A 23,877-nucleotide genomic window follows, 5' to 3' on the forward strand; every position below is an offset into this window, starting at 1 on the left:
ATATAGCATGATATCAATATATTAAAGGCAGAAGGTAAATTATGGCCGCATGGGTAATCGTCATTATAGTTTTTGCTATCAGTAATATTTATAGAATATTACCTTGCGCAATTAAATAGCAATATTATTTGCATAGATAAAATAAAAATGGCAAGCTTTTTGTAGCTGCCATTTAATCCAACTGATATATGTATTTTACTTGTTAAAAATTTAGAGCCATTTCTTTATTGCGGGGCTTTGTTTATTATTTTTATGCTTAACGAAAAAAAAACGGCCCCACAAGTCTCGTACGTCTACCCAATTTCAAAGCCTAATAACTAGCAGCTTGTAAAAATTTCTGCCTCATGCTGCTTTAATAAGGCTGCACGAAGTTTTTCCATGGCGCGGCTTTCAATTTGGCGAACCCGTTCTTTAGATATGCCAAGATGCTCGCCTAAATATTCAAGGGTTGCAGCTTGTTCTTTTAAGCGGCGCATTTTAATAATAAGCAATTCACGCTCATTAAGGCTACTCATCGCCTCATTTAGCCATTTGCTGCGTCGATCATTATCAATTTCATCAGCTACAACCATATCTTGCAAGGGCGCTAAATCAACCAATTGGTCCATTTTGGTTGCCGTACTATCCTCATCATTGCCAATTGTTGCATTTAACGAATTGTCTGATGCGGAAAGCCGAATATCCATAGTTGCAACATCACCAACTGATACGCCAAAATGGGTTGATAGTTTTTTATAAACTTCATCAGTGGTTAAATGCGCTTCTTCAACGCTAAGCTGGTTGCGCAAACGGCGCAAGTTAAAAAACAAGGCTTTTTGTGCTGAGCTCGTTCCACCACGCACAATCGACCAATTTTTAAGAATATAGTCTTGAATAGAAGCGCGGATCCACCAACTTGCATAGGTAGAAAAACGCACCTCACGTTCTGGATCAAAACGTGTTGCCGCTTCCAAAAGGCCGATATAACCTTCTTGTACAAGGTCTGCCATCGGTAAATTAAAACGTTTAAATTTGTTGGCAGTCGCAATAACAAGACGCATATGGGCAGAACCAATATCATGTAAGGCTTGCGTATCCTGAGAGGCCTTCCATTTTTCGGCCAAAGCCTGTTCGTGGCTCCTTTCAAGATAAGGCGCATTGACAGCCCATTGGACAATGTCTCTACTTATGGTTGCGTAACCCTTTCCAGGGCGAAATCTTGCTGTTGGTTTATCCCTAGTAACAATTTGTTGCATTTTAACCCCTTATAAACTTATCAAACATTAGGGAATTCTGCTGTTTAACCAGCGTTGATAGTACCGATACATATATAACGCTGATTTAATCATTTGGTTGCATGCTACTTTAAAGTGTATTTATTACAACTATAAGTTTAACTCAAATTCTATTAGTCGGCAAATATTAAATTGAAATTTTAAAAAAATTCTTGCTATGGTTGCATTGGATTTTACTTAAATACTTGACTTTTTTAGTATTTTTATAAAATGCATTCCCAATTTAATTTTGGGTTTATCAAGAATTATTCCAGTGATTGGTGGGGATAAAGGCAGAAAAAATTCAAATTGAGTGGCCGTTATGTGATTCTTTTTGAAGAATAGCCGATTTTTTTTCTTGCATTTTAAGGTTAAAAGGCAAAATTCAAGAATTTTTTGATAATAGTCAAGTATTAAACATTAGGAATAATCAATATATATTTGAAGTGGGCAAGGGGGCAAAGAAAAATTGAAAATAAACAAGGTTGCCAGCAGATGGTATGGGCGTCAAATCGCGTCTTTTAGGGGATTGTTTATATTTTTGCCAATGGCTATTTTATCGAATAGTAAATTTTTGGCTTTTGCAAAAAATTTAAGACTAGGGCCCTAACCTTGGGCAGGGTTTCATTGGGCAGAATAAATAAAGGCTGTCTTTAAACCAAAGCAGCCTTTTATCTTTTGTCAATTTTTAGATGCAACGGGAGCGTTCGCGCAAAAATTGCCTATTCGCTCCAAATATTATGAAAATGGTGCACGGGGCCATGGCCTTTACCAACAGCAAGCTTTGATGACATAATAAGCGCTTGGGTTAGATAGTCTTTAGCGGTAAATACCGCATCTTTAAGGGAGTGGGTTGGTAATAAGGCGGTAATTGCTGCTGATATGGTGCAGCCGGTACCGTGATCGTTTTTGGTTTCAACGCGGTTTTTTTCCAGCCAAATTGTTTCATTATTGATGCAAAGTAAGTCGCTTGCTTTAACGCCTTTTAACGCGCCGCCTTTAAGTAGCACGGCGCCGGCACCAAGCTCCATTAATGCAGGGGCAACCTCTTGCATTTTTTCAACGCTCCAATCTGGCTTTATCGATAAAAGAACGCCGCCTTCAAGCAAGTTGGGGGTTATAATGGTGGCTTTTGGCACCATGACGTCACGGATAAAATCCACCGCATCACTGTTCATTAACAAATCGCCGCTTTTAGACACCATAACCGGGTCTAAAACAATATTTTTAGCCTTGTGATAATTGAGGCGATCCATAATAGCTTCGCCAATTTTTATATTGGCAATCATCCCAATTTTTACCGCGTCAACATGAATATCTTCAAAAACCGCATCAATTTGGTCGGCAACAAATTGCGGCTCTAGCGCAATAAATGATTTAACCCCGCGCGTATTTTGAGCAACGACTGCGGTGACGGCTGCCATGCCATAGCTGCCAAGAGCTGAAAATGTTTTCAAATCTGCATGAAGGCCTGCGCCACCGCTTGGGTCAGTGCCTGCAATACTTAAGACATTTGCGATCATTTTTTTTCCACTCAATAAACCGCATTGCTTGGTATTTTTTGAGTTGTTATGCGGTGTTTTAATTTTAAGGTAAGTATTATTTTTATAATGATTTTATCAAAACTAACATACTATATCTAGTTTTTATCATATAAAAATAAAACTGCATTATTGCGCTTAAAAACTTAGTTAATAAATAATATAATCGGCGCATAGTAAAAATAAAGTTTTCATTTTATTTTTTTAGTAACATGGGCGCCGGCATCCTTGGCAAGGCGCACGCTGTCCCAAAGGCCAATTAATGATAATAGGGCGATAATGACAAAAGCAATATGAAATTGCATGCTAGGCAAGGCGTTTTCTGGTGCAAGCATAATGCCAATGCGCCAAGAAATTGCACCAATGGCAACGCCAAGACCAACGCTTAATTGATTGGCTGTTGAAAAAAGCGTATTTGCATTGGCCATGTCACTGGTTGGGGTATCGGCAAAGGCCACCGTATTTAAGGCGGTAAATTGAATTGATCTGGTGACGCCACCGGCAAATAAAATAAGCGCGGTGATGATAAATGGCGTATGCTGATCGATAAAAATACAAAGAAAAAGCGACAGCGCATTTAAAAGACCATTTACAATCAAAACGGGGCGAAAGCCAAAGCGCTTTAAAATTGGCGTGGTAAGTGGTTTAATAATGAGATTGCCGGCAAAAACAATCATCAGCATCATGCCTGCATAAAAGGAGTCGTAGCCAAAGCCAATTTGAAACATAAGTGGCACCAAAAATGGTACGGCGCTAACCCCAATGCGAAATAGTGATCCGCCATAAATGGCAACGGCAAAAGTTTTATTTTTTAAGGTGGCAAGATTTATCATTGGGTTTTTAGTGCGCTTCATATGATAAATTGCCATAAAAAGCATTATGCAACCAAATAAGAAAATACCACCAATCAATGATAAGTTGGCGTCTTCATATCCGACAAATTCCGTACCATAAAGTAAGCAAAATAAAGCTGTGCCAGAGTATAAAAAGCCAAGCCAATCAAAACGCGGAATATGGCTGGTTTTGCCGGCAGGAATAAGCCATAAAGCCATAACAAAAGCTATTAAGCCAAGGGGAATATTTATATAAAAAATCCAACGCCAATCGACATGTTCGGCCATGAAACCGCCAATAGGCGGCCCTAATACTGGGGCCACCAATGCTGGCCAAGTTAATATGGCAATGGTTTGAATAAGCTTTTCTTTAGGTGTAAAGCGCAAAACAACAAAGCGTCCAACTGGAACCATCATTGCGCCGCCAATACCTTGTAAGATGCGGAATATAACAAATTGCGGCAAGTTTTGTGCAAAGCCACATAAAAGCGAAGCAAAGGTAAAAAGTGCAATCGCAAAAGCAAAAATGCGTCTTGCACCAAAACGCTCTGCTATCCAACCGCTTGCCGGAATAAAAATTCCTAAAGTTAGCATATAGGCGCTAACACCAATATTAAGATTAATCGATCTTGTGCCAAAACTAATGGCCATATCAGGTATGGTTGGTGTGATGATGGTTGCATCAAGGTTTTCCATAAAAAATGTTCCCGCCACCAATAAGGCAATGGCGGTAAGGCGAGCAGCACTTGGAGGCTCGTTATTTTGGACAGACATTTGATGCACCTAAATCTAATACGCTTCAAAGACTAGGGTTAAATCTTTAGCGGTTTATTGAATTATTATGAACCCAATAAAAACGTATATTAAAAAAAAGCAAGAATAAACCTGCCTTTTGCCTGTTTTTCTTTTGCATAAGTGCAAATAGTGCGACACGTTTCAAATTGGCGGCAAATATATCACCGCAATGGTTGTCATGTCTTGCGCATTGGTATTTCTTTTAAAGGTGAAGTAAAACTGCAAAAAACCTATATACGCCTTCTCTATAGAAGTACAATTTAATATATTGTTTTTACGTTATTTTTTTAGACTTATTTTAATTATCAATAGGAAGATAATTGGCAGAAAATTCAACTTTTAAAACTTGACAATTATAGAATAGTATTTAGCATAATGATACAATTCAGGCCAATTTTAAATGTCGTTTATAGCTTTTAGCTTATTTTTAATCTGTAAATTTCATTTGATGACAATTGGCGGTGAAGAGTAAAATTGTCGCGATTACAATGGTATGACTATATAAATTATTAGAATGTCTATATAAATTACTGCTTTTTCCTATAATCTCATCATCAGTTTGGGCGCTTAATGCGCGCCCAATTAAAACCCATTGGGAGGATTGAATGTCGGTTTCTGAAAATAAAACACTTGCACAGGTTTTGGAAGTGGTTCGTAAGCGTAATGCCGGTGAGCCAGAATTTCATCAGGCGGTTGATGAGGTTTTAGGCAGCTTGGAACGTGTGGTGGCTAAACATCCAGAATATGCTGATAATGCATTGATTGAGCGCATTTGCGAGCCAGAACGCCAAATTATTTTCCGAGTGCCGTGGATTGATGATGCCGGGGATGTACAAATTAATCGTGGTTTTCGCGTGCAATTTAACTCCGCCCTTGGACCCTATAAGGGTGGTTTGCGTTTTCACCCATCGGTCAATGTTGGCATTATTAAGTTTTTAGGCTTTGAACAAACATTTAAAAATGCTTTGACGGGTTTGCCGATTGGCGGCGGCAAGGGAGGATCAGACTTTAATCCGCGTGGTCGTAGCGACCGTGAAATTATGCGGTTTTGCCAATCTTTCATGACTGAATTGCACCGCCATATTGGCGAATATGTTGATGTGCCGGCCGGTGATATTGGTGTTGGCGGCCGCGAAATTGGTTATATGTTTGGCCAATATAAGCGCCTTACCAATCGCTATGAAGCAGGTGTCATCACCGGTAAGGGGCTTATTTATGGTGGGTCGCAAGCACGCACAGAAGCAACCGGCTATGGTGCGGTGTATTTTGTTGAACGTATGCTTGCTACCAAAGATATGAGTTTTGAAGGCCGCAAGGCCGTTGTTTCAGGCTCTGGCAATGTTGCTATTTATACCATGGAGAAGTTGATTGAACTTGGCGGTAAGGTTGTGGCTTGCTCTGATTCCAATGGCTATATTTATGACGAAGAAGGCGTTGATCTTGATATTGTTAAGGAAATCAAAGAAAAACGCCGCGCCCGTATTTCGCTTTATCCTGAATTAAAGGGCGGCAATGCGCGTTATGTCGAGGGTGGCAATATTTGGGACGTACCATGTGAAATTGCTATGCCATCAGCTACCCAAAATGAGCTTAATGGCGAAAGCGCCCGCACTTTGGTTAAAAATGGCGTTATTGCCGTTGGTGAAGGTGCTAATATGCCATCAACTGCCGAGGCGGTGCATATTTTCCTTGAGGCAGGAACTTTGTTTGCTCCCGGTAAAGCTTGTAATGCTGGCGGTGTTGCAACCTCTGCCCTTGAAATGCAGCAAAACGCTTCACGCGATAGCTGGACTTTTGAGGAAACCGAAAGTCGTTTAGCTGAAATTATGCATAATATTCATGATCTATGCGCATCAACCGCTGAAGAATATGGCGTTGCCGGTGACTATGTTGCCGGTGCCAATATTGCCGGCTTTGTGCGGGTTGCTGAAGCGATGAAAGCAATGGGCGTTATTTGATAACAGCTTTGAATTTTAGCCGGTTGCTAATTTGTTAAATGATCTATCGGCTGATATTTAAGTGATAATATTTTTGAATGTGAAACGAGAGCACTTACACTTGATATCGGGGTGCAAGTGCTTTCATTTTGTTAAGTGCTTTCATTTTGTGTTTTATACATCTGTTATGAACACTTTTTCTTTTATTTTTATTTATCCTTAGGGTCAACACCCGGATCATCAACATTTAGCCGGTTGAAGCTTGGATGGCTTTTATCTTCAAATTTTTTGTCATCCATTGGCTCGGCATCAATGATTATTGCTGCAGCTGGCGCGGTATCAACTTTCGGCTTTTCTTCCGCCATTGGTTTTCCAGCATTGGTTGCACTTGTATTGCCTGTACTCGGCTTAGCCGTTTTAACCACTATTGTTTCGGTTTTACTGGTTTCAGCTTTACTGGTTTCAGGTTTGTTGGCAGGCGGCTGAGCTTGGTCGGCACTAGCAATATCAGCAACCTCTTTGCTTATGTCGTCTTTATCGGCGTTTAACTTGGTTTCCGTCTTTGGCTCGCTTGTTTGTGCCACCGCTTCAAGTTGCAAAATAGTGCTATCATTTGATAGGTCTAGATCAAGTGCATTTTGATGGGTGTTTTTGGTTGGTTGCGTCCAAACACAAGTGCCGATTTGACCACTTATTGGTGAAATAGCAACCCATTGCGGCACCATCATGCCATCAACAATCCATACTGGATCTGGCTCGGCATGCAGGGCCATTTGCAACCACTCACGCATTTTACCTTCATTGCCGCTTTGCGCCGCTTCAATGTCCGCAAGCAAGAGATAGGTGCTTTCTGTTGGTGCTTCCTTAGCAATGATTAAAGCATTTTTACGGGCCAATTCAAACTCGCCCGCTTCTAAAGCCGTGCGTGCAACAATCATTAACGAGGCATGATTTTTTGGGTTGAAACGGGCAAGATTTTGCGCCCGTTTAAGGCGATCCAAGGCACTTGCACCCAAGTAAGCATTAACATAGGTTAAGGCAAGATCTGGGTGGGGCGTTGATGACCATAATTTTTCAATCATCTTGCTGCCTTTGCGCACTTCATCTAGTTTAAACAAAATGGTCGTGGCAATATTAACCGCTGGCACAAAATTAGGCTCAAGTTTAACTGCCTTTAAGGCATTGCGCTTGGCTTCATCAGGATAGGTTTCAAAGCCTTCTTGCGCTTGGCCTGCCATCATCACAACCCGCATATGTTGCAAGTCTTGATCATTGGCGGCTGTTTTATTTTTCTTGGCGGCTTTTTCATAAGTGTTAAATAGGCTAAGCGCTTCTTTCCAGTCCCCTTCAAGGCTCAATTGCTCAACGGTAGCGCGGTTTGCCCATTTTAGCGAGGCATTTAACTGGGCAGCTTCTGCCGCATATTGGTGGGCTGCATCAAAGGCTTTGCTTTTAAGTGCTTCAGCATAAAGACCTTTAAGGCCAAGCAAGCGCATATTGGGATTTTCGCGCATTTTGGCGTAAACTTCGATTGCGCCCTTATTGTCGCCTTCAAGTTGTTTGGTTTGTGCATCAAGCAAAAGAATAAGCGGCTCTTTATTTTCGTCAATTAGCTTATTGCCTTGCTTTAACATTTTGCGTGCATTGGCAACATCACCAGACATAACCGCAATTAAGCCTTGTGAAAGGGCTTGGTAGCCGCGGTCACGCTTGCGGTTTTTTAAGTGGCGGTTAAAGGCAAAAGGCGCGGTTATGATTGATTTGATAATCCACCAAATGAACAATAAAATAATAACCGCAGCAATGAATGCGCATGTTGCATGAAATACACTCATCACAATGCGTTGGCCAGCAATGACCATCACCACATCACCGTGATAATTGGCAAACCATGCAAGACCTGCGCCGGCCGCTACCAGCACGAGAAAATAGACTATAGCGCGGATCATGGTTGTGTCTCCCCATGGTTAGGGGCAGTTTCATGTGGTAAAGAAGCAGGTATTGGCTGCGCGGGCGCTTGCGGTGTTGTTTTTGCATCAGGATTAATGGTTAAATTGACCAATTGTGCAAGCAGTTGATCAATATCATTGCGCACTTTTAGCTTGCTGATAAAGCTTGCTGAAACATCCTTGGCTGATTGTGGCAGTTTTTGCCATTCACTTAAAGCGTGATTATAATCAGCTTCCTTAATTGCAACTTCCATTCTTGCGGCAATTGCACCGGCATTATCGCCCTCTACATTACCAACAGGGCGAATAGCGACAAATCCTTTGGCATAGCTCCACGCTTTTTGCCCCAAATTAGCGTCACTGCCAACTTGGTTTTCAGTGGCAGCAATGGCATCGGCAACGCTGCTAAACTCTTCGCTTAACGCGGCATTGCTAGCAATGCCGGTAGTGGAATATTTTTTCAATTCATCAAGGGCAAGACCTTTAGGCGCAAGGCTTTCAAAGGTTGCCAATTCATTGACATAAGAACCACCGCGATCCACCGCAGATTTTAGCGCATTGGCGGCAATAAGGGTGGTCATGCTTTTGGCGCGCTCTGCCAAGGGATCAGGAATTTTCTTAACTTCAACAGCAAGGCTATCGAGGGTTGCGTTGCTTTTGGCAATATTCGCGGTATTTTGGCTAACTGCGCTTTCAAGCTGTTTTGCCTTATCAAGGTCACTTTGAATGCCATTAAACCGTTGTTCAGTCGCATTTTTAAAGCTTGCAAGATTTTCATCAAGCGCATTTAATTTGCCTTCAAGCGAGCGGATTTGCGGATCATCAGCGCTGATGGTTGCATGCGTATTTTGGGCTAAATTTTCTTTTAATGATGCGATTTCAGCTTTTAGACCATCAAATTGCGCTGCAAAACTGCTTGTGCTTTGACGAATGTCACTTAAGGATTGTTGCGCTTGATCAGCAGTCGCGCGCGCATCATCTGCAGCTTTTGTTGCCTTTTCAATAAGGTTTTTATCAACAGCGCTGATAGCATTGCTCGCATTGCTAAGTTGTTGTTGGCCTTGTTCTTTCAATTTGGAAAGTTCAGCTTTTAATGCTGACAATTCTTTTTGTACGCTATCAGAAAGCGCGGTTGCAACAGTAGTGCCAGTTGACACGGCTTGACCATGATTGGAAAGCGGTGGAATAACACCGCTAAATTGTAATGCACCGGCCAATGCAATTGCGATAACACCGCCCGCAACGCCGGCTAGAAGCCCACTACCAGTTTTTTTGCCGCTATCTGGTGTTGAAGTCATATTGGATGTAGAATTTTGTTTTGAAGTCATATCATCTTTATCAGTTGAATTATCTTTGCCACCAATTGCCGCAATTTTTTCATTTGCAGGGGCAGCTTTATTGCCACTATCTTGCACAGGTTGTTTTTGCGGTGCATCTTGTGTGGGATTATTTTGCGCTTTTGGCGCTGCCAATTGTGCCATGGCGACTGGCTCGGCATCAGGTACATTTTGTGAGCCTTTGGGCAAAGGCTCATGATCTATTGCGGCGGGTTTACGGGTTGTGCCTGAATGACGTTTTTTATCTGCTCTGGCCATAATTCCTCACATTTTCGCGGCTATAGACTGCTATTGGTTCATGTAACACAAATTAAAATATATCGTAGTCATTTTAAAATATATCTAACTTATTGCGTTATTTTCACACAAGATCAAGAAAATTACATCAAGTCACATGCTTTCACCAAGCTTTTACCAAACTATGGTTGATTAAACATTCTTAATTTTTGTACCATAACATTTATTCGAGCAAAATGAAAAAAGAGTTTAAATCCTTTGAGCATTTTTTGATGAGAGCGCATTTCGATCTGATTGGATCAGATATGCGCTCTAATCCATAGTTTACACGCCGTTTTTTGCCCGAAAACCGCTTCACACTTTTCAAAAAACGCTCTATTGGGTTAAAATTATAGCGGCTTTTATAAAAGCTTTAATAGGTTTTCCTCGGTTGGCTCACTGGCAATAATTGCTTGTGGTTGATATTTTTGTGGCAGGCTTTGTGCAATGCGCTTTGATAAGCATAAAAATTTTGTTGCATGATTAAAATGACTATCAATGACTTTAAGGCCATTTAATCCAAGGGTTGAATAAAGCAAAACCGCATCAAATTGCATTGATTTTGCGATTTTTTCTTTATTTGGTGTCATTGCAAAGGCTTCATAGGTTTCAATCGTAGTAACAAGCCGGCCTTGCGCGGTTAAGCCGTCTTCCAAAACAGGGCGGCGTTGTTTACCGGCAAGATATAAAAAATGCTGATAATTGCTGGATTTTAGCAATGAAACAAGCTGATCTGCATCTTGGGCAATAGCAGCTATATGGCGAAAACCAGCATTTTGCGCAGCTTTTGCCGTTTTGCTGCCAACGCAAAAAAGGGGTAATTCTTTTATAATTTCAAATTTTGGATCATTTTGATGGCTTGTAGCTAAAAATGCCGCTGCGCTTGATGCGCATAGGCCATCAAATTGTGATAAATCCTCGGGCAGTATAAAATTACAAGGCTCAAGCCGAGATAAAGGCGCAATAATCGTGTTAAAGCCTTTTGCTAAAATATATTCTTGCGTTTTTTGGCTGCTTTCGATGGGGCGCGTTACTAGAATAGTTTTGCTAGCCTTATCACCACCTTGCACCATATTTTACTATCCCATTCCTACCAGCTACTAAAAAACTTTTCGCCAGCATTTTTTTTAAGTTCCATTGCGGCTTCTTCGCCAATTAATCCGCCATCTTGGGGATTGCCGGCAATTTTAACTTCAAAAAATTCTTTGCCATCGGGCGTTGCCACCATGCCATGAAAGTGCAAAACGCCATCTTTAACCCGAGCAAGGCCACCAAGTGGCGTGCGGCATGAACCATCAAGACTTTTTAAAAATTGCCGTTCTGCCGTAAGTTCTAAATGTGTGGTTTCATCACGTAGCGGCGCAACAAGTTGATCGGTTTTTATGTCACCCTTGCGGCTTTCAATAACAATGGCACCTTGGCCGGGCGCAGGCACAAAATAACGCTCATCAACAATTTCACTAATCACATGGGAAAGTCCCAAACGGTTAAGGCCAGCAACCGCTAAAAAGGTAGCGTCGGCAACGCCATCGTGTAATTTTTTAAGCCGTGTTTGCACATTGCCGCGAAACATCACCACTTCAAGATCTGGGCGCAAGCGACGAATCATTGCTTGGCGGCGCAGCGAAGATGAGCCAACAATTGCGCCTTGCGCTAGATCCATAAAATTTTTAACCTTATGGCTGATAAAGGCATCGCGCGGATCTTCACGCTTTAAATAAGCGGAAAGATAAAGACCATCAGGCAAAATGGTTGGCATGTCCTTGGTGGAATGCACCGCAAGGTCAATCTCTTTATTGGTTAGGGCGGTTTCAATTTCCTCAGTAAAAAGCCCTTTGCCACCAATTTCCGATAAAGCGCGGTTTTGCACGCGGTCGCCCTTGGTGGACATCGGCACTATTTCAATTGCTTGCTGGTTAAGATTATGGGCAAGCACCAAACGATCGCGCACCTCATGGGCTTGAGCCAATGCTAATTCGCTTGCTCTTGTGCCTATTTTTAGAAGAGGTGTTTGCATCTTATTTTATCCGTGTTATAGCATATGTTAGCAGAACTAATAATTAGTTTTACATAAAAATGCATAAAATTAAACAGTTAGCGCATTTTATCAAGCGGTCAAATATTGATAAATTATTTATTTAGCAAATATTGTTGATCGCTCATTGGCTATTTTAAACTTATTGCATAAATAACAAAAAATCTGTAGCCATTTTTTTATTTTTGAAAGGTTAATCCTTAAATGCGAGTGCTTGGTATTGAAACCAGTTGTGATGAAACTGCTGCTGCGGTTGTTGTAAGAAATGAAGATGGCAGTGGTGAAATTCTTTCAAACATCGTTTTCAGCCAGATTGAGGAACATGCCCCCTATGGTGGTGTGGTGCCTGAAATAGCAGCGCGCGCTCATGTCGACGTTTTGGATGGTTTAGTCAAAAAGGCGCTTGATGAAGCAGGCCTTCGATTGGATGATATTGACGCGGTGGCAGCAACATCTGGGCCGGGTTTGATTGGTGGTTTGATTGTCGGGTTAATGACTGCAAAAGCCATTGCCCTTGCTGCCAATAAACCATTTATCGCGGTTAACCACCTTGAAGGGCATGCCTTGACCGCGCGCCTTACCAATAATTTAAGCTTTCCCTACTTATTGCTGCTTGTTTCTGGTGGCCATACCCAAATGATTTTGGTTAAAGGCCTTGGTGATTATGAGCGCCTTGGCACCACGATTGATGATGCACTTGGCGAAGCTTTTGATAAAACCGCAAAATTATTGGGTCTTGATTACCCTGGTGGGCCAGCGGTTGAAAAAGCCGCTTTTAGCGGCGATAGCGCGCGTTTAAACCTGCCGCGCCCGTTAAAAGGTGAAAAGCGGCTTGATTTTTCTTTTTCCGGTTTAAAAACGGCGGTGCGAAAAGCAGCAACGCAAATGGCGCCGTTAAGTGATAAGGATGTTGCTGATATTTGTGCAGCATTTCAGCTTGCCGTCACTGATACTTTAGCAGACCGTGTTGGCCGCGCCCTTGAACGTTTTTTGGAAACCTATCCAGAGTTAGACAACCCAAAATTGGTGGTTGCCGGCGGTGTTGCAGCCAATAAGGCTATCCGCACCATGCTTGAAAAAACCTGCGCTGCCAAGGGCTTTGAATTTATTGCCCCGCCAATTAGTCTTTGCACTGATAATGCTGCAATGATAGCATGGGCGGGGGCAGAGCGTGCCGCAGAAAAGCTGTTTGATCCGTTAGAGACTGCGCCGCGTTCACGTTGGCCGCTTGACCAAAAGGCAGAGCCATTAATTGGTGCTGGGAGGCGCGGCGCAAAAGCATAAGCCGCAAAACTATAAGGCGCAAAGGCATAAGGCGTAAAAGTATAAGGCGCAAAAATAAGGGGCATTAATATGGATGGTAAATCGCAAGCAAAAAGTGATTTAAACAATAAGGCTGCGCATAAAAAAATTACTGTTTTGGGTGGTGGTGCATGGGGCACAGCCTTAGCCACTATGGCGGCAAATCAAGGCCATGATGTGCGCCTTTATGCGCGCTCCACAGCAATGGTTGACGATATTAATCTTAACCAACAAAATAGTGAATATTTGCCCGATATAAAATTGCCAAAGGCAATTATTGCCACCACTGATGTTAAAGCAGCAGTTGCCCATGGCGAAATTTTGTTAGGGGTTATACCAGCGCAAGCCTTTGGTGCATTTTTAAGCGATATTGCGAGCGACATTAAAGAAAATATACCCATGGTTTTATGCGCCAAGGGTATTGAGCGGGCAACGGGGCGCTTCATGTCCGATGTTGCAAGTGATATTTTGGGCAAAAATCATCCAATTGCTGCCTTGTCTGGCCCAAGTTTTGCCGCCGATGTTGCCAAAGGCCTACCAACCGCCGTTACCATTGCCGCCACCAATGCCGACCTTGCTAAAAATTTAGTGCATGTTTTTTCTGGGGCGCGTTTTCGCTGTTACGCATCGCATGATTTAATCGGTGTTGAAATTGGTGGCGCGTTAAAAAATGTGCTTGCCTTGGGGGCAGGGGTTACTACTGGGCGCGGTCTTGGTGCAAGTGCGCAAGCTGCATTGGTAACGCGTGGCTTTGCCGAAATGCGGCGCATTGCAACAAAATTGGGCGGCAAGGCTGAAACAATGATGGGTCTATCGGTACTTGGTGATTTAATGCTAACCGCATCAAGCCCACAATCGCGCAATTATTCTTACGGGCTTGCGATGGGGCAGGGGTTAAGCCTTGATGATTTACCTTTAGCCGAAGGGGTTGCCACCGCGCCAATTGCTGCTAAGCTATGCAAGGACAATGATATTGACGCGCCAATTATTGATGCAATAGCTGCCTTAATTGATAAGCGTATTAGTATTGATGAAGCAATGGATGGTTTAATTTCACGGCCACTTAAATTTGAGGATTAATAAAATGCTTTATGCAATTATTGCAAATGATAAGCCTGACCATGTTGAAAAGCGTCAAGAGGTTCGCCCAAAACATCTTGAATATTTGACGAGCCTTGGGGATACGCTAAAATTTGCAGGTCCCTTTTTAGATCATGAAGGCAATGGCGTTGGAAGCCTTGTGGTGGTGGAAGCTGCTGATATAGCTGAGGCTGAAAAAATCATGAAAAATGATCCTTATGCATTAGCCAATCTTTTTGCCGATGCACAGGTTCGTCCTTGGCGCTGGGCAATTAACAATCCTGAAAATAGTTAAGGCAGAACCCTAAACCTATTTTGTTAAAATAAGCCGGCAATTATTGGCAACAAAGACTGCCGGCTTTTATTTTCCACTATTGATTTTCCACTATTTATTTTTCTAAAGGCAGGCATATGGCATATTGGCTTTTTAAATCAGAACCATTCAAATGGTCATGGGAGATGCAAAAGGCAAAAGGCGAAGAAGGCGAGCAATGGGACGGCGTGCGCAATTATCTTGCCCGCAATAATATGCGCGCCATGCAACTTGGCGATAAGGCGTTTTTCTACCATTCTAATGAGGGGTTAGAAGTTGTTGGTATTGTTGAAATATGCGCGCTTGCCCATCATGATACAACAAGCGATGATCCGCGTTGGGAATGTGTTGATATTAAAGCTGTTTGCGATATGCCAAAGCCGGTGACGCTAAAAGCGGTTAAGGCTAATCCTAAGCTTGAAAATATGGCACTGGTTACGTCTATGCGCCTATCGGTGCAACCGGTGCGTGAAGATGAGTGGCTTGAGGTTTGCCGCATGGGCGGTCTTGAACCTGCCCCACAATAGGCGATAAGCACCCTATATATTCGCTCTTTGATTTGACGGTTAGTTTATCAACTAGCCGTCATTTTGTGTGGTTTTGCGTTTTAAAGCTTACAATTTTCCGGCATCATCAAGGTCAAGCCCTTTGGTTTCAGGTGCCCAAGCGATAGAAACAATAAGACCAATTGCTGTAACCGCTGCAGCAACATACATAGTATTGCCAATGCCAATAGTTTCAAGCGACAGTGGCACCAAAAATGTACCAATAGCAGCGCCAATGCGCGTTGCTGAAACACCCCAACCCATGGCATAGGGGCGAAGTTCGGTTGGGAATATTTCATTTGGATAGACAAGCTCTAATACTTGGGCGCCGCCAATAAACAAAGCATAAGCCCCAAATAAGATCAAAACAATAAGTTGCGAAGAATTAGAAAATGCACCCAATAATAGCAATGCCAAACCCGACCATAAAAAACTATGAATGAGCATTTTGCGCCGGCCAAGGACATCAATCAATTTGGTTGCAACAATACAGCCAACCACAAATAATAGCGTGATAACAACCGAGCCATAGGCTGCCCAATCGCCTTTTAAATTTAATGCATCCAATACTTTTGGCGCAAAAGCATAAACGGCAAAAACAGGAATAATCGCACAAGTCCAAAAAATAATCACAAATAGCAAGCGCTTGCCATAACCCATGCGCAGCATATCACCTAAGGATAGTTTTTTCATCGCCGTATCTTTTGACAAATTGGTAAGCGAAAACTTTTCCCCATAGATTTTTTTGATAATGGCAAGGGCTTCGCTGCTGCGGTTTTTGGTAATTAACCAGCGCGCCGATTCAACAGTGCCTAATCGCGAGATTAACAAAATAATGCCAATGATAACCGAGCTTGCTAACGCCCAGCGCCAACCATTTTCACCCGTAAAGCGCATGATAATGTCACCAAAAATATAGGCAAGGGCAGCGCCGGTAAACCATAAAATTGTGAAGCCGGCTAAACGACCGCCGCGATTTTTTTTGGGAACAAATTCGACAAAGAGACTGGTGGCAGCCGAATAATCAATGGCAATGGCTATGCCAATCAAAAAGCGTAAAAGAAAAATAATTGTTGGTGAATCTGTCCAAAATTGCAATATTGAGCATAGCAAAAAGATAATTGGCGCAACAAAAATTATTTTTTGCCGGCCAAATCTGTCGGTTAGCCAACCACTAAATAGGCCGCCTGCAAAGATCCCAAGCAATGCCGATGTTGCAATCATTCCCTGCCAAAAATTGCTTAAATGTAAATTGGCGGTCATTTGCACCAAAGCGACACCAATAATGCTTAAAATATAACCATCCATCAGCGATGCACCGCCAACCGAAATGGTTAAACGTTGGTGAAACGCATTTAACGGTACGTCCTCAATTGATATAGTCGATTGTTCCATTTTATCCTCCTCCGTTAGTTTTAAAAATTTTTTTCGATTGGAATCCTTTGTATACATATTGTATAATGTAAATTTTGAATGATAAGTTACTGATAGTTATGACCTATCAATTTTTGAATTTAGGTTTTTAAGCTTTATTTATTTATTGCTTTCACGTTTTCGCTTTTTAAAAATTATATCCTTGGAAGCAAGAACCGCGCCGCAGGTAATAAGAATACAGGCGGCCAAAATTTTCCAATTTGGCTCGGTGATGCCAAACAGTACTAAAAGCAGTGTCGATAAAAGCGGGGTTGCATAGCTTGTGGTGCCAAGTACTTGGATATTGCCATTTTTAATACCATAATCCCAACAATAAAAGGCAAGACCAACAGGAAAGAGACCAAGGGCAATCATTGCGCTCCACTGGATTAAGCCTTGTGGTAAAATATTGGCTTCACCAAAGATAAAATGGCAAATGAGCGATAAAATCGCTGATATAAAGCAAAATCCACCCACAAGCAGGGTTGGAATGCGGTTGAAACGGCGTGCCAATAGGGAATAGCTCGCCCAAATAGTTGCACTGCAAATAGCGGCCAAATAGCCTAAACCATAGCGGCTATCAAAGCCTAAGCCACCGCTTTTGCTAACCACAAGGATTGTGCCACAAAAGCCAAGGATAACCCCGCCTATATGGAACCAGCGCAATTTTTCATTGGGCATAAAGGCAGTGCCAAGCACAATTAATAATGGCCAAAGATAGTTGATAAGACCCGCCTCGGCAGGTGGTGCATTGCGTAGGGCAGTAAAGTAAAAGAAATGATGGCCAAATAAGCCGCCAATGCCAATAAGCCAAATGATAAGTGGCTGTTTTAGCAATTTAAGATTTTGCGGGTGGAGTATAAGTTTCAAAACTGCCGGAAGAGAACCAATAAACAGTGCAATAGCGGTTAATAAAAATGGCGGCACCGCACCGGTATAGGCAGTTAATGTGACCATGATAGCCCACATTAAAATGGCAAGAAGACCAATGATCGTCGCCTTTGATGACATATGTGATGGGGTGTGCATCGTCTCTCCCTAACATGCAGCAGATTTTTAAACGGTGAAAATGGAATCAAGTTTGTGCTTTGCTTTTATATGCCCCTATCCAAACTTGAAATATCCTCCGTTAAATATCTATATTATACAAAATGTATTATGAAAATATACAAAATGCTTGACGATGAAAAAAAAAGTCGTAATGTAGGCTATAGTTTGCTAAACCTTTGATAGTTTATAAAATGGTTGAGCAGCATGAAAAACGGAAAAACTATTTTCTATGAAGACCTTAAGCGCCAGATTTTAACAATGGAGCTTGATCCTGATGAAGACCTTGAGGAAATTCGGTTGGGGCAGGAATATGGTCTTTCAAGAACGCCAGTTAGGGAGGTGCTGCAAAGGCTAGCAGGAGAGGGCTATGTCGAGTTGCGAGAAAATCGCGGTGCGCGTGTTTCGCCAATGAATCATTCAACAATACGCCATTTTTTTCTGGTGGCGCCAATGATTTATGCGGCAATTGGTCGTCTTGCTGTTCATAATTATAAACAAAAGCAACTTGCTGAATTGGTAAAAACACAGGAAGACTTTACCAAAGCCAGCAAGGATCATGATGCATTAAATATGGTACTTTCTAATAATCGCTTTCATGAGATTATTGGTGAAATGTCGGGAAATGTTTATTTGCAAGCAAGCCTTGGCCGTTTGTTGATTGATCATAGCCGCATTGGTTGTGTTTTTTATCGGCAAAATAGCAGTCAAGACATGACGTCACGGGTGCAAGATGCGGTTGCCCATCATGATGGTTTTATCGCCGCAATTATTGCCCGCGATGAAGATGCTTTTGTGGCGCTGGTTTTCCAGCATTGGGAATTGTCGCGTGAAAGAATGGAAATGTTTGTCATGCCCCATAGCATGAAAGCTGACATTAACCAGCTATAATTTAGCTCACGCGCTTTAAACCTTAAAAAATCTAACAATCATTAAACGCTCTTACCCTTGTGGGAGCGAATAGAAAGCTTTTATACTTTTTTTGGAGGAAAAAATGGACTTTAAAGGTATTTTCACCCCGGCAATCACACCTTATGATGAAAATGGTGAGATTAATTGGCAAGCTTTTGCAAATATTATTGAAAGCCTTATTGAAGCGCAAGTGCATGGCATTATTATTGGTGGGTCAACCGGTGAATATTATGCGCAAACCCAAGAGGAGCGCATTAAACTTGCTGAAAAAGCTAAAGAAATTATTGGCAATCGCCTGCCACTGATTATTGGCACTGGTGCTATTCGCACTGAAGATGCGGTTATTTATGCAAGCCATGCCAAACAAATCAAGGCTGATGCCATTCTTGTCACATCACCGCCTTATGCGCTGCCAACCGAGGCTGAAAACGCCCACCATGCTTTAACCATTGATAAAGCGGCTGATTTACCCATCATGCTTTATAATTATCCAGGCCGTATGTCGGTAACAATGGGCGATGAATATTTCAAATTGGTAAGCGCTTCTAAAAACGTAAGGGCGATTAAAGAAAGTTCAGGCGATGTTAATCAAATGCACCTTCTTGCTTGCCAATATCCCAATATTGCCATGTCATGTGGGTGGGACGATCAGGCGCTTGAATTTTTTGCTTGGGGCGCGCAAAGCTGGGTTTGCGCTGGTTCTAACTTTTTGCCAAAAGAACATATTGCACTTTATAAGGCTTGCGTCATTGACGGTAATTTCACCAAGGGGCGTAAAATCATGGCGGCAATGATGCCATTCATGAATTTTCTTGATGGCGGCAAATTTGTGCAATCGATTAAATATGGCTGCGAATTGGCAGGGCTTCATGCCGGTAAAGTGCGTGCGCCATTATTGGGGCTTGATGACAATGCCAAGGAACAGCTTAGCGATATTATTGCCGCATTAAAAGCCGATATTCCTGCCATTGAAGCAGGGGCATAAGATGACGGAGCTGTTAACTCGCGACCAATATTATAGCCTTGCGCGTTCTATAAAATATCCAACAGATGCTTTTATTAATGGGCAATTTCAACCCTCCTTATCGGGCGATAGGTTTACCACTGTAAATCCTGCTACCGGCGAAAAAATCACTGATATTGCCGATTGTGCAAATGGCGATGTTGATTTGGCGGTAAAAGCTGCTCGTCATGCTTTTGATGCAGGAACATGGAGCAAGCTTAGCCCGTTAGAGCGCAAAACAACTATCTTGCGTTTTGCCGATATTATTGAAGAGCATTTGCAAGAATTGGCCGTTTTGGAAAGTTTGGATAGCGGTAAACCAGTCAGCGAATGTGTTGGTGTTGATGTGCCTGATACTATTCATACTTTGCGTTGGCATGGCGAACTGATTGATAAAATTTACGACAACACCGCACCGGTGGGGGATGAAAAAATCGCCATGATTATTCGCGAGCCAATTGGTGTGGTTGGTCTTGTTTTGCCATGGAATTTTCCCTTACTTATGCTTGCATGGAAAATTGGCCCTGCTTTAGCAGCAGGGTGCAGCTTAGTTATTAAGCCGGCAAAAGAAACTACTTTAACCGCGCTAAAACTGGCAGAACTTGCGCAAAAAGCTGGTATTCCTGCCGGCGTTATCAATGTTGTGCCGGGTGGTGGGCGAGCAGTGGGTGAGCCGATTGGCCGCCATATGGATATTGATATGGTAAGCTTTACTGGCTCGACAGAGACGGGGCGGCTATTTCTCCATTATGCCGCTGACTCCAATTTAAAGCGCATTGTGCTTGAATGTGGTGGCAAAAATCCTGCTGTGGTTATGGATGATGTCAGCGATATTGATGCGGTGGCTGAACAAATTGTAAGCGGTGCTTTTTGGAATATGGGTGAAAACTGCTCGGCAACCTCACGCCTTATTGTCCATGAAGCAATTAAAGATAATTTGCTGAAGCGCATTTTGCATCATATGAAAGCTTGGAAAATGGGCGATCCCTTAGATCCTCAAAATCGGCTTGGGGCTTTGGTAAGTTCTGCCCATTATGACAAGGTTTTATCTTTCATTAAAACTATTGAGGAAGAAAATCTTGATCTTATCGCTGGAGGAGAGGCGAAAGACGATATTTATATATCTCCAACAGTGGTTGATAATGTTGGGGCGCAAAGCAAGCTTTTTAACGAAGAAATCTTTGGGCCAATTCTTACCATTACCAGTTTTAGCACCATAGACCAAGCGATAACCCTTGCGAATGATACACCTTATGGGCTAGCGGCTAGCGTTTATACTGCAAATCTTCGTCATGCATTTACCCTATCAAAGGCAATTCGTGCCGGCATTGTGACGGTGAATTGCTTTGGCGAGGGTGATGCCACCACACCCTTTGGCGGATATAAGGAATCTGGTTTTGGTGGGCGTGATAAATCGCAATGGGCTCATGATCAATATACCGAATTAAAAACCATTTGGATCGATATTTCAGCGTCCTAGAGCGTTTTTTAAGAAAAGTGTGAAGCGGCTTTCGGGCAAAAAACGAAGGTAAACAATGGATTAGAGCGCCGATCTGATCCAATTAGATCGAAATGCGCTCAAGGGCGCGATGGGGAGGAATAATGCAAGAGATAGATCGTTTTCCAGCCAAGGCGGGAGATCTTGGCTGGTTTGAATTGTCACGTTTTAAAAACCATTCATTTACCAATCATGATTTGATGGAAAAGGATTATGATTTTGTCATTATTGGCGGTGGGTTTGCAGGGGTTAACGCAGCGCATCGCTTAGCCGAGCACCGACCACAAGCAAAAATTGCCCTTTTTGAAGCCTTGCAAATTGGCATGGGTGATAGTGGGCGCAATGCTGGGTTTTTAATTGATGTTCCCCATTCTTTTGGTGAGCCGGGGATTACGATTGCCGATCATAAATATCGCTTTCATTTAAATAACCTCATCATCAAACGCTTGCGCAAGCTTAAAGATGACCATCAGCTTGCAATTGATTGGCTGGATTGTGGCAAATATCTTGCCGGCCATGAGCAAAAATATTTAAAAAATCTTGATGCAATGGCAACACTCCTTGATCAAATTGGGGCTTCAAGCCAATTTATCGAGCATGACGAATTAGTCACGCGCATGGGTACGCATTATTATAAGCGCGCTTTATATACAGCTGGCACTTGCCTTATTAACCCATCTGAAACGGTGCGGGCTTTTGCCAGTATTTTGCCGAAAAATGTGGATGTTTTTGAACAATGTCCTGTCTTAAAATTTGATGATGGCAAAGTGGTAACCATTACTTTCACCAATGGCAAAACCGTAAAAGCTGGGCAATTATTGCTATTGGCGGGGGTTTTTATAGATCGTTTTGATATTGAGAAAAAAGGTCGTATGACGCCTGCAGGTAGTTTTGCAGCTTTTAGCCGTGAATTAAATAAGGATGAACTCGCATCGATTAAAAATATTGCGCCATGGGGTTGTACTTCCGCCCATGCGGCAGGTACTACGGTGCGCTTTACATCAACCAACCGCATTTTTGTGCGCAATGGCTTAACCTTTCCCACTCATTTAACCCTGTCGCCAGAACGGGTTTTTAAAGCACGTAAACAATTGCGCAAAGCCTTTGAAAATCGCTTTCCAAGTTTAAAACATGTTAATTTTGAATATGTCTATGGTGGTATGATACCGCTTACGATGAATGGCGATTCCTTCTTTTTTCAAAAAAGCCCCCATGTTTATGCAGCCGCAGTGGGTGATGGTTGCGGGCTAACACGAAGTTCGATGCTTGGCACTTATCTTGCGGATCTTGCTTGCAATGTTGATAGTGAAGAAATGCGCTATTTGCTAAAAACCAGTAATCCCAAATGGTGCCCACCAGAGCCGATTAAAACCATTGGTGCCACCATTCGTATGAGCATTGAAGAGTGGCAAGCCAAAGGAGAAATATAAAGCGGGAGAAATATAAAAAATTTCCCGCATTTTCGCGCCATAACTTGGTCAATGAAGCCAAAACAGTTAAGCGGCATTTGGTTATATTGCCGATTGCCAACCTTTGCTATCACATTTCATAATGCTTAGTTTTTACAATTCGCCTGCAACAGCAATAAAATGCACGGAAACCACTTGGGCATGAGGAAACCGCAATTCCTTTGGTGGATTAAATTGTGATAGCACCAATTCTTGCGCATTGTGGCGCACAAAACGTTTGACAAAAGCATGAGGGGTTGAAAATTCATCCATTTGGATTTGCGCAACCACATAATCGCCTTGCTTTACACGCCTTTGCGGGTTGAGAAAAACCACCTCACCATCTTCATAGCGCGGTGACATAGAGTCTCCACTCACCACAACGCCATAAGCATCTTTTACATCACATAATTGTGGTGGGCATATAACATCATAAAGCACGTTGCCATTGAGCAAAAACTCTCCATCAACCCCTGCAACCGCTTGGCCATAAATAGGAATTTTGCGGCTTGTATCAAAATGGATGGGGCCTACTATTTTAGCATTGGGCGCGTCAAGGCTAAGCCTCGCGGCTTGCTCTGGTGTGCTTGCCTCTAAAAGCTCTGCCATATCTAACTCAAGCGCTTGGGCTAATTGCGCAAATTTATCGTTCCTAAAGGATTTTTTACGCCCCGATAGGAAATCTCGAATATAGCCTTTTTCAAGCCCAACCTTGGTGGCAGCTTCAACTGCACCGATATTGAGCGCTTGCAAGCGTGCTGCAATAATTTTACGTAATTGTTCCATATTTGTCATTATAGGATATTTCCAACTTTTTTAAAAGAGGGAAAATTACACTTGCAAAGTTGGATAAATACAACTATTATCCAACTATGAAAAAACGAGTCGTACAATATTTTCTAGCTCATTACCTCAGATTTTCTGAAATAGATAAACTCAAACTTTTTACAAAAAATAACTTTAAAAACAATATGAAAGCGCGCAATGGCGCGCTGATCCCTCAATTCTTAACCCATTATCAAAGCCTAAAAAAATTACAAAGCCAAAATTATAAGTGGTTTTTATACCGCTTTATCCCTTTATTTGCTGCTACCAATAAGTTGGATATTAATAAAGTTGAGGTGGCGCAATGAGTGAAACATTTTCACAAGCGGCAAAGCGGTTATTAGCGGGGCTTGATGCCAAGGCCAAGCTTGTGCATTTGCCAGTAACACCGGCAGGGCGCGCATTATTACGCCACGTCATACAACAAAATAAAATGGATGGAGCTACATTTTCTAACCGCAATTTTGACCATGAGGCCGCCACTCATTTTTCGCAAAAAATGGGTCGTTTTAACCTTAAAAAAAGTGAGCATTAG

The 23,877-nt window shown here is 42.3% G+C and carries 20 protein-coding genes; 10 read left to right on the plus strand and 10 right to left on the minus strand.

The window, feature by feature from the left end:
- Window positions 1-317 precede the first annotated feature (317 nt).
- The 3 genes from N6B01_RS02015 to N6B01_RS02025 form a co-directional block, all read right to left on the minus strand.
- The gene (locus N6B01_RS02015; RefSeq protein ID WP_262079695.1) at window positions 318-1,235 is read right to left on the minus strand and encodes an RNA polymerase factor sigma-32; all 918 of its coding nucleotides are present in this window, start codon (window positions 1,233-1,235) and stop codon (window positions 318-320) included.
- Between the two features lie 740 nt (window positions 1,236-1,975).
- Window positions 1,976-2,776, minus strand: coding sequence for a bifunctional hydroxymethylpyrimidine kinase/phosphomethylpyrimidine kinase (gene thiD, locus N6B01_RS02020; protein WP_262079696.1), 801 nt, complete (start codon window positions 2,774-2,776; stop codon window positions 1,976-1,978).
- A 209-nt stretch (window positions 2,777-2,985) separates the two neighbouring features.
- Entirely contained in the window at window positions 2,986-4,401 is a 1,416-nt protein-coding gene (locus N6B01_RS02025) for a DHA2 family efflux MFS transporter permease subunit (protein ID WP_262079697.1), read from the minus strand.
- A gap of 626 nt (window positions 4,402-5,027) precedes the next feature.
- Here N6B01_RS02025 and gdhA point away from each other — a divergent pair.
- A complete protein-coding gene (gene gdhA / locus N6B01_RS02030; protein WP_262079699.1) occupies window positions 5,028-6,380 on the plus strand; it encodes an NADP-specific glutamate dehydrogenase in 1,353 nt (450 codons plus the stop codon).
- 188 nt (window positions 6,381-6,568) lie between these two features.
- Here gdhA and N6B01_RS02035 read toward each other — a convergent pair whose 3' ends face one another.
- The 4 genes from N6B01_RS02035 to hemC all read right to left on the minus strand — a co-directional run bounded on the left by N6B01_RS02035 (window position 6,569) and on the right by hemC (window position 11,938).
- Window positions 6,569-8,308: a heme biosynthesis protein HemY gene (locus N6B01_RS02035; protein WP_262079701.1), complete on the minus strand. Its 1,740-nt coding sequence runs from the start codon at window positions 8,306-8,308 to the stop codon at window positions 6,569-6,571.
- Window positions 8,305-9,903 carry a hypothetical protein gene (locus N6B01_RS02040; RefSeq protein WP_262079703.1) on the minus strand — a complete coding sequence of 533 codons (1,599 nt, stop codon included), beginning with the start codon at window positions 9,901-9,903 and terminating at the stop codon, window positions 8,305-8,307. Before N6B01_RS02040 ends, N6B01_RS02035 begins: the two co-directional genes overlap by 4 nt.
- A 380-nt stretch (window positions 9,904-10,283) precedes the next feature.
- Window positions 10,284-10,994 carry a uroporphyrinogen-III synthase gene (locus N6B01_RS02045; protein WP_262079704.1) on the minus strand — a complete coding sequence of 237 codons (711 nt, stop codon included), beginning with the start codon at window positions 10,992-10,994 and terminating at the stop codon, window positions 10,284-10,286.
- A 17-nt stretch (window positions 10,995-11,011) separates the two neighbouring features.
- Window positions 11,012-11,938 (minus strand): hydroxymethylbilane synthase, encoded by a 927-nt coding sequence (gene hemC, locus N6B01_RS02050; protein WP_262079705.1) that lies wholly within the window; start codon window positions 11,936-11,938, stop codon window positions 11,012-11,014.
- Between the two features lie 222 nt (window positions 11,939-12,160).
- Between hemC and tsaD the strand changes: the two genes are divergently transcribed.
- The 4 genes from tsaD to N6B01_RS02070 all read left to right on the plus strand — a co-directional run bounded on the left by tsaD (window position 12,161) and on the right by N6B01_RS02070 (window position 15,178).
- Entirely contained in the window at window positions 12,161-13,240 is a 1,080-nt protein-coding gene (gene tsaD, locus N6B01_RS02055) for a tRNA (adenosine(37)-N6)-threonylcarbamoyltransferase complex transferase subunit TsaD (RefSeq protein WP_262079707.1), read from the plus strand.
- A gap of 69 nt (window positions 13,241-13,309) precedes the next feature.
- The gene (locus N6B01_RS02060; protein WP_262079709.1) at window positions 13,310-14,338 is read left to right on the plus strand and encodes an NAD(P)H-dependent glycerol-3-phosphate dehydrogenase; all 1,029 of its coding nucleotides are present in this window, start codon (window positions 13,310-13,312) and stop codon (window positions 14,336-14,338) included.
- A 4-nt stretch (window positions 14,339-14,342) separates the two neighbouring features.
- A complete protein-coding gene (locus tag N6B01_RS02065) occupies window positions 14,343-14,633 on the plus strand; it encodes a YciI-like protein (RefSeq protein WP_182418689.1) in 291 nt (96 codons plus the stop codon).
- Between the two features lie 116 nt (window positions 14,634-14,749).
- Entirely contained in the window at window positions 14,750-15,178 is a 429-nt protein-coding gene (locus N6B01_RS02070) for an EVE domain-containing protein (RefSeq protein WP_182418690.1), read from the plus strand.
- Between the two features lie 87 nt (window positions 15,179-15,265).
- Here N6B01_RS02070 and N6B01_RS02075 read toward each other — a convergent pair whose 3' ends face one another.
- Together N6B01_RS02075 and N6B01_RS02080 are read right to left on the minus strand one after the other, a co-directional pair.
- The gene (locus N6B01_RS02075) at window positions 15,266-16,591 is read right to left on the minus strand and encodes an MFS transporter (protein WP_410007221.1); all 1,326 of its coding nucleotides are present in this window, start codon (window positions 16,589-16,591) and stop codon (window positions 15,266-15,268) included.
- Window positions 16,592-16,729: 138 nt separating this feature from the next.
- Entirely contained in the window at window positions 16,730-17,620 is an 891-nt protein-coding gene (locus N6B01_RS02080; RefSeq protein WP_262080542.1) for an aromatic amino acid exporter YddG, read from the minus strand.
- Between the two features lie 243 nt (window positions 17,621-17,863).
- Here N6B01_RS02080 and N6B01_RS02085 point away from each other — a divergent pair, with 243 nt between their 5' ends.
- From N6B01_RS02085 to N6B01_RS02100, 4 genes are all read left to right on the plus strand, one after another.
- On the plus strand, window positions 17,864-18,547 hold the full coding sequence (locus N6B01_RS02085; protein ID WP_262079711.1) for a GntR family transcriptional regulator: 684 nt from the start codon (window positions 17,864-17,866) through the stop codon (window positions 18,545-18,547).
- 103 nt (window positions 18,548-18,650) lie between these two features.
- Window positions 18,651-19,553 carry a dihydrodipicolinate synthase family protein gene (locus N6B01_RS02090; RefSeq protein ID WP_262079713.1) on the plus strand — a complete coding sequence of 301 codons (903 nt, stop codon included), beginning with the start codon at window positions 18,651-18,653 and terminating at the stop codon, window positions 19,551-19,553.
- Between the two features lies 1 nt (window position 19,554).
- Entirely contained in the window at window positions 19,555-21,051 is a 1,497-nt protein-coding gene (locus N6B01_RS02095; protein ID WP_262079715.1) for an aldehyde dehydrogenase, read from the plus strand.
- 122 nt (window positions 21,052-21,173) lie between these two features.
- The gene (locus N6B01_RS02100) at window positions 21,174-22,499 is read left to right on the plus strand and encodes an NAD(P)/FAD-dependent oxidoreductase (RefSeq protein WP_262079717.1); all 1,326 of its coding nucleotides are present in this window, start codon (window positions 21,174-21,176) and stop codon (window positions 22,497-22,499) included.
- Between the two features lie 132 nt (window positions 22,500-22,631).
- Here the strand turns inward: N6B01_RS02100 and N6B01_RS02105 are convergent, their stop codons facing one another.
- The gene (locus N6B01_RS02105; RefSeq protein ID WP_371739716.1) at window positions 22,632-23,312 is read right to left on the minus strand and encodes an XRE family transcriptional regulator; all 681 of its coding nucleotides are present in this window, start codon (window positions 23,310-23,312) and stop codon (window positions 22,632-22,634) included.
- A 334-nt stretch (window positions 23,313-23,646) separates the two neighbouring features.
- Here N6B01_RS02105 and N6B01_RS02110 point away from each other — a divergent pair, with 334 nt between their 5' ends.
- Window positions 23,647-23,877: a hypothetical protein gene (locus N6B01_RS02110; protein WP_262079718.1), complete on the plus strand. Its 231-nt coding sequence runs from the start codon at window positions 23,647-23,649 to the stop codon at window positions 23,875-23,877.

The sequence above is a fragment of the Bartonella sp. HY406 genome (genome assembly GCF_025449315.1).
Taxonomy (GTDB): Bacteria; Pseudomonadota; Alphaproteobacteria; order Rhizobiales; family Rhizobiaceae; genus HY038.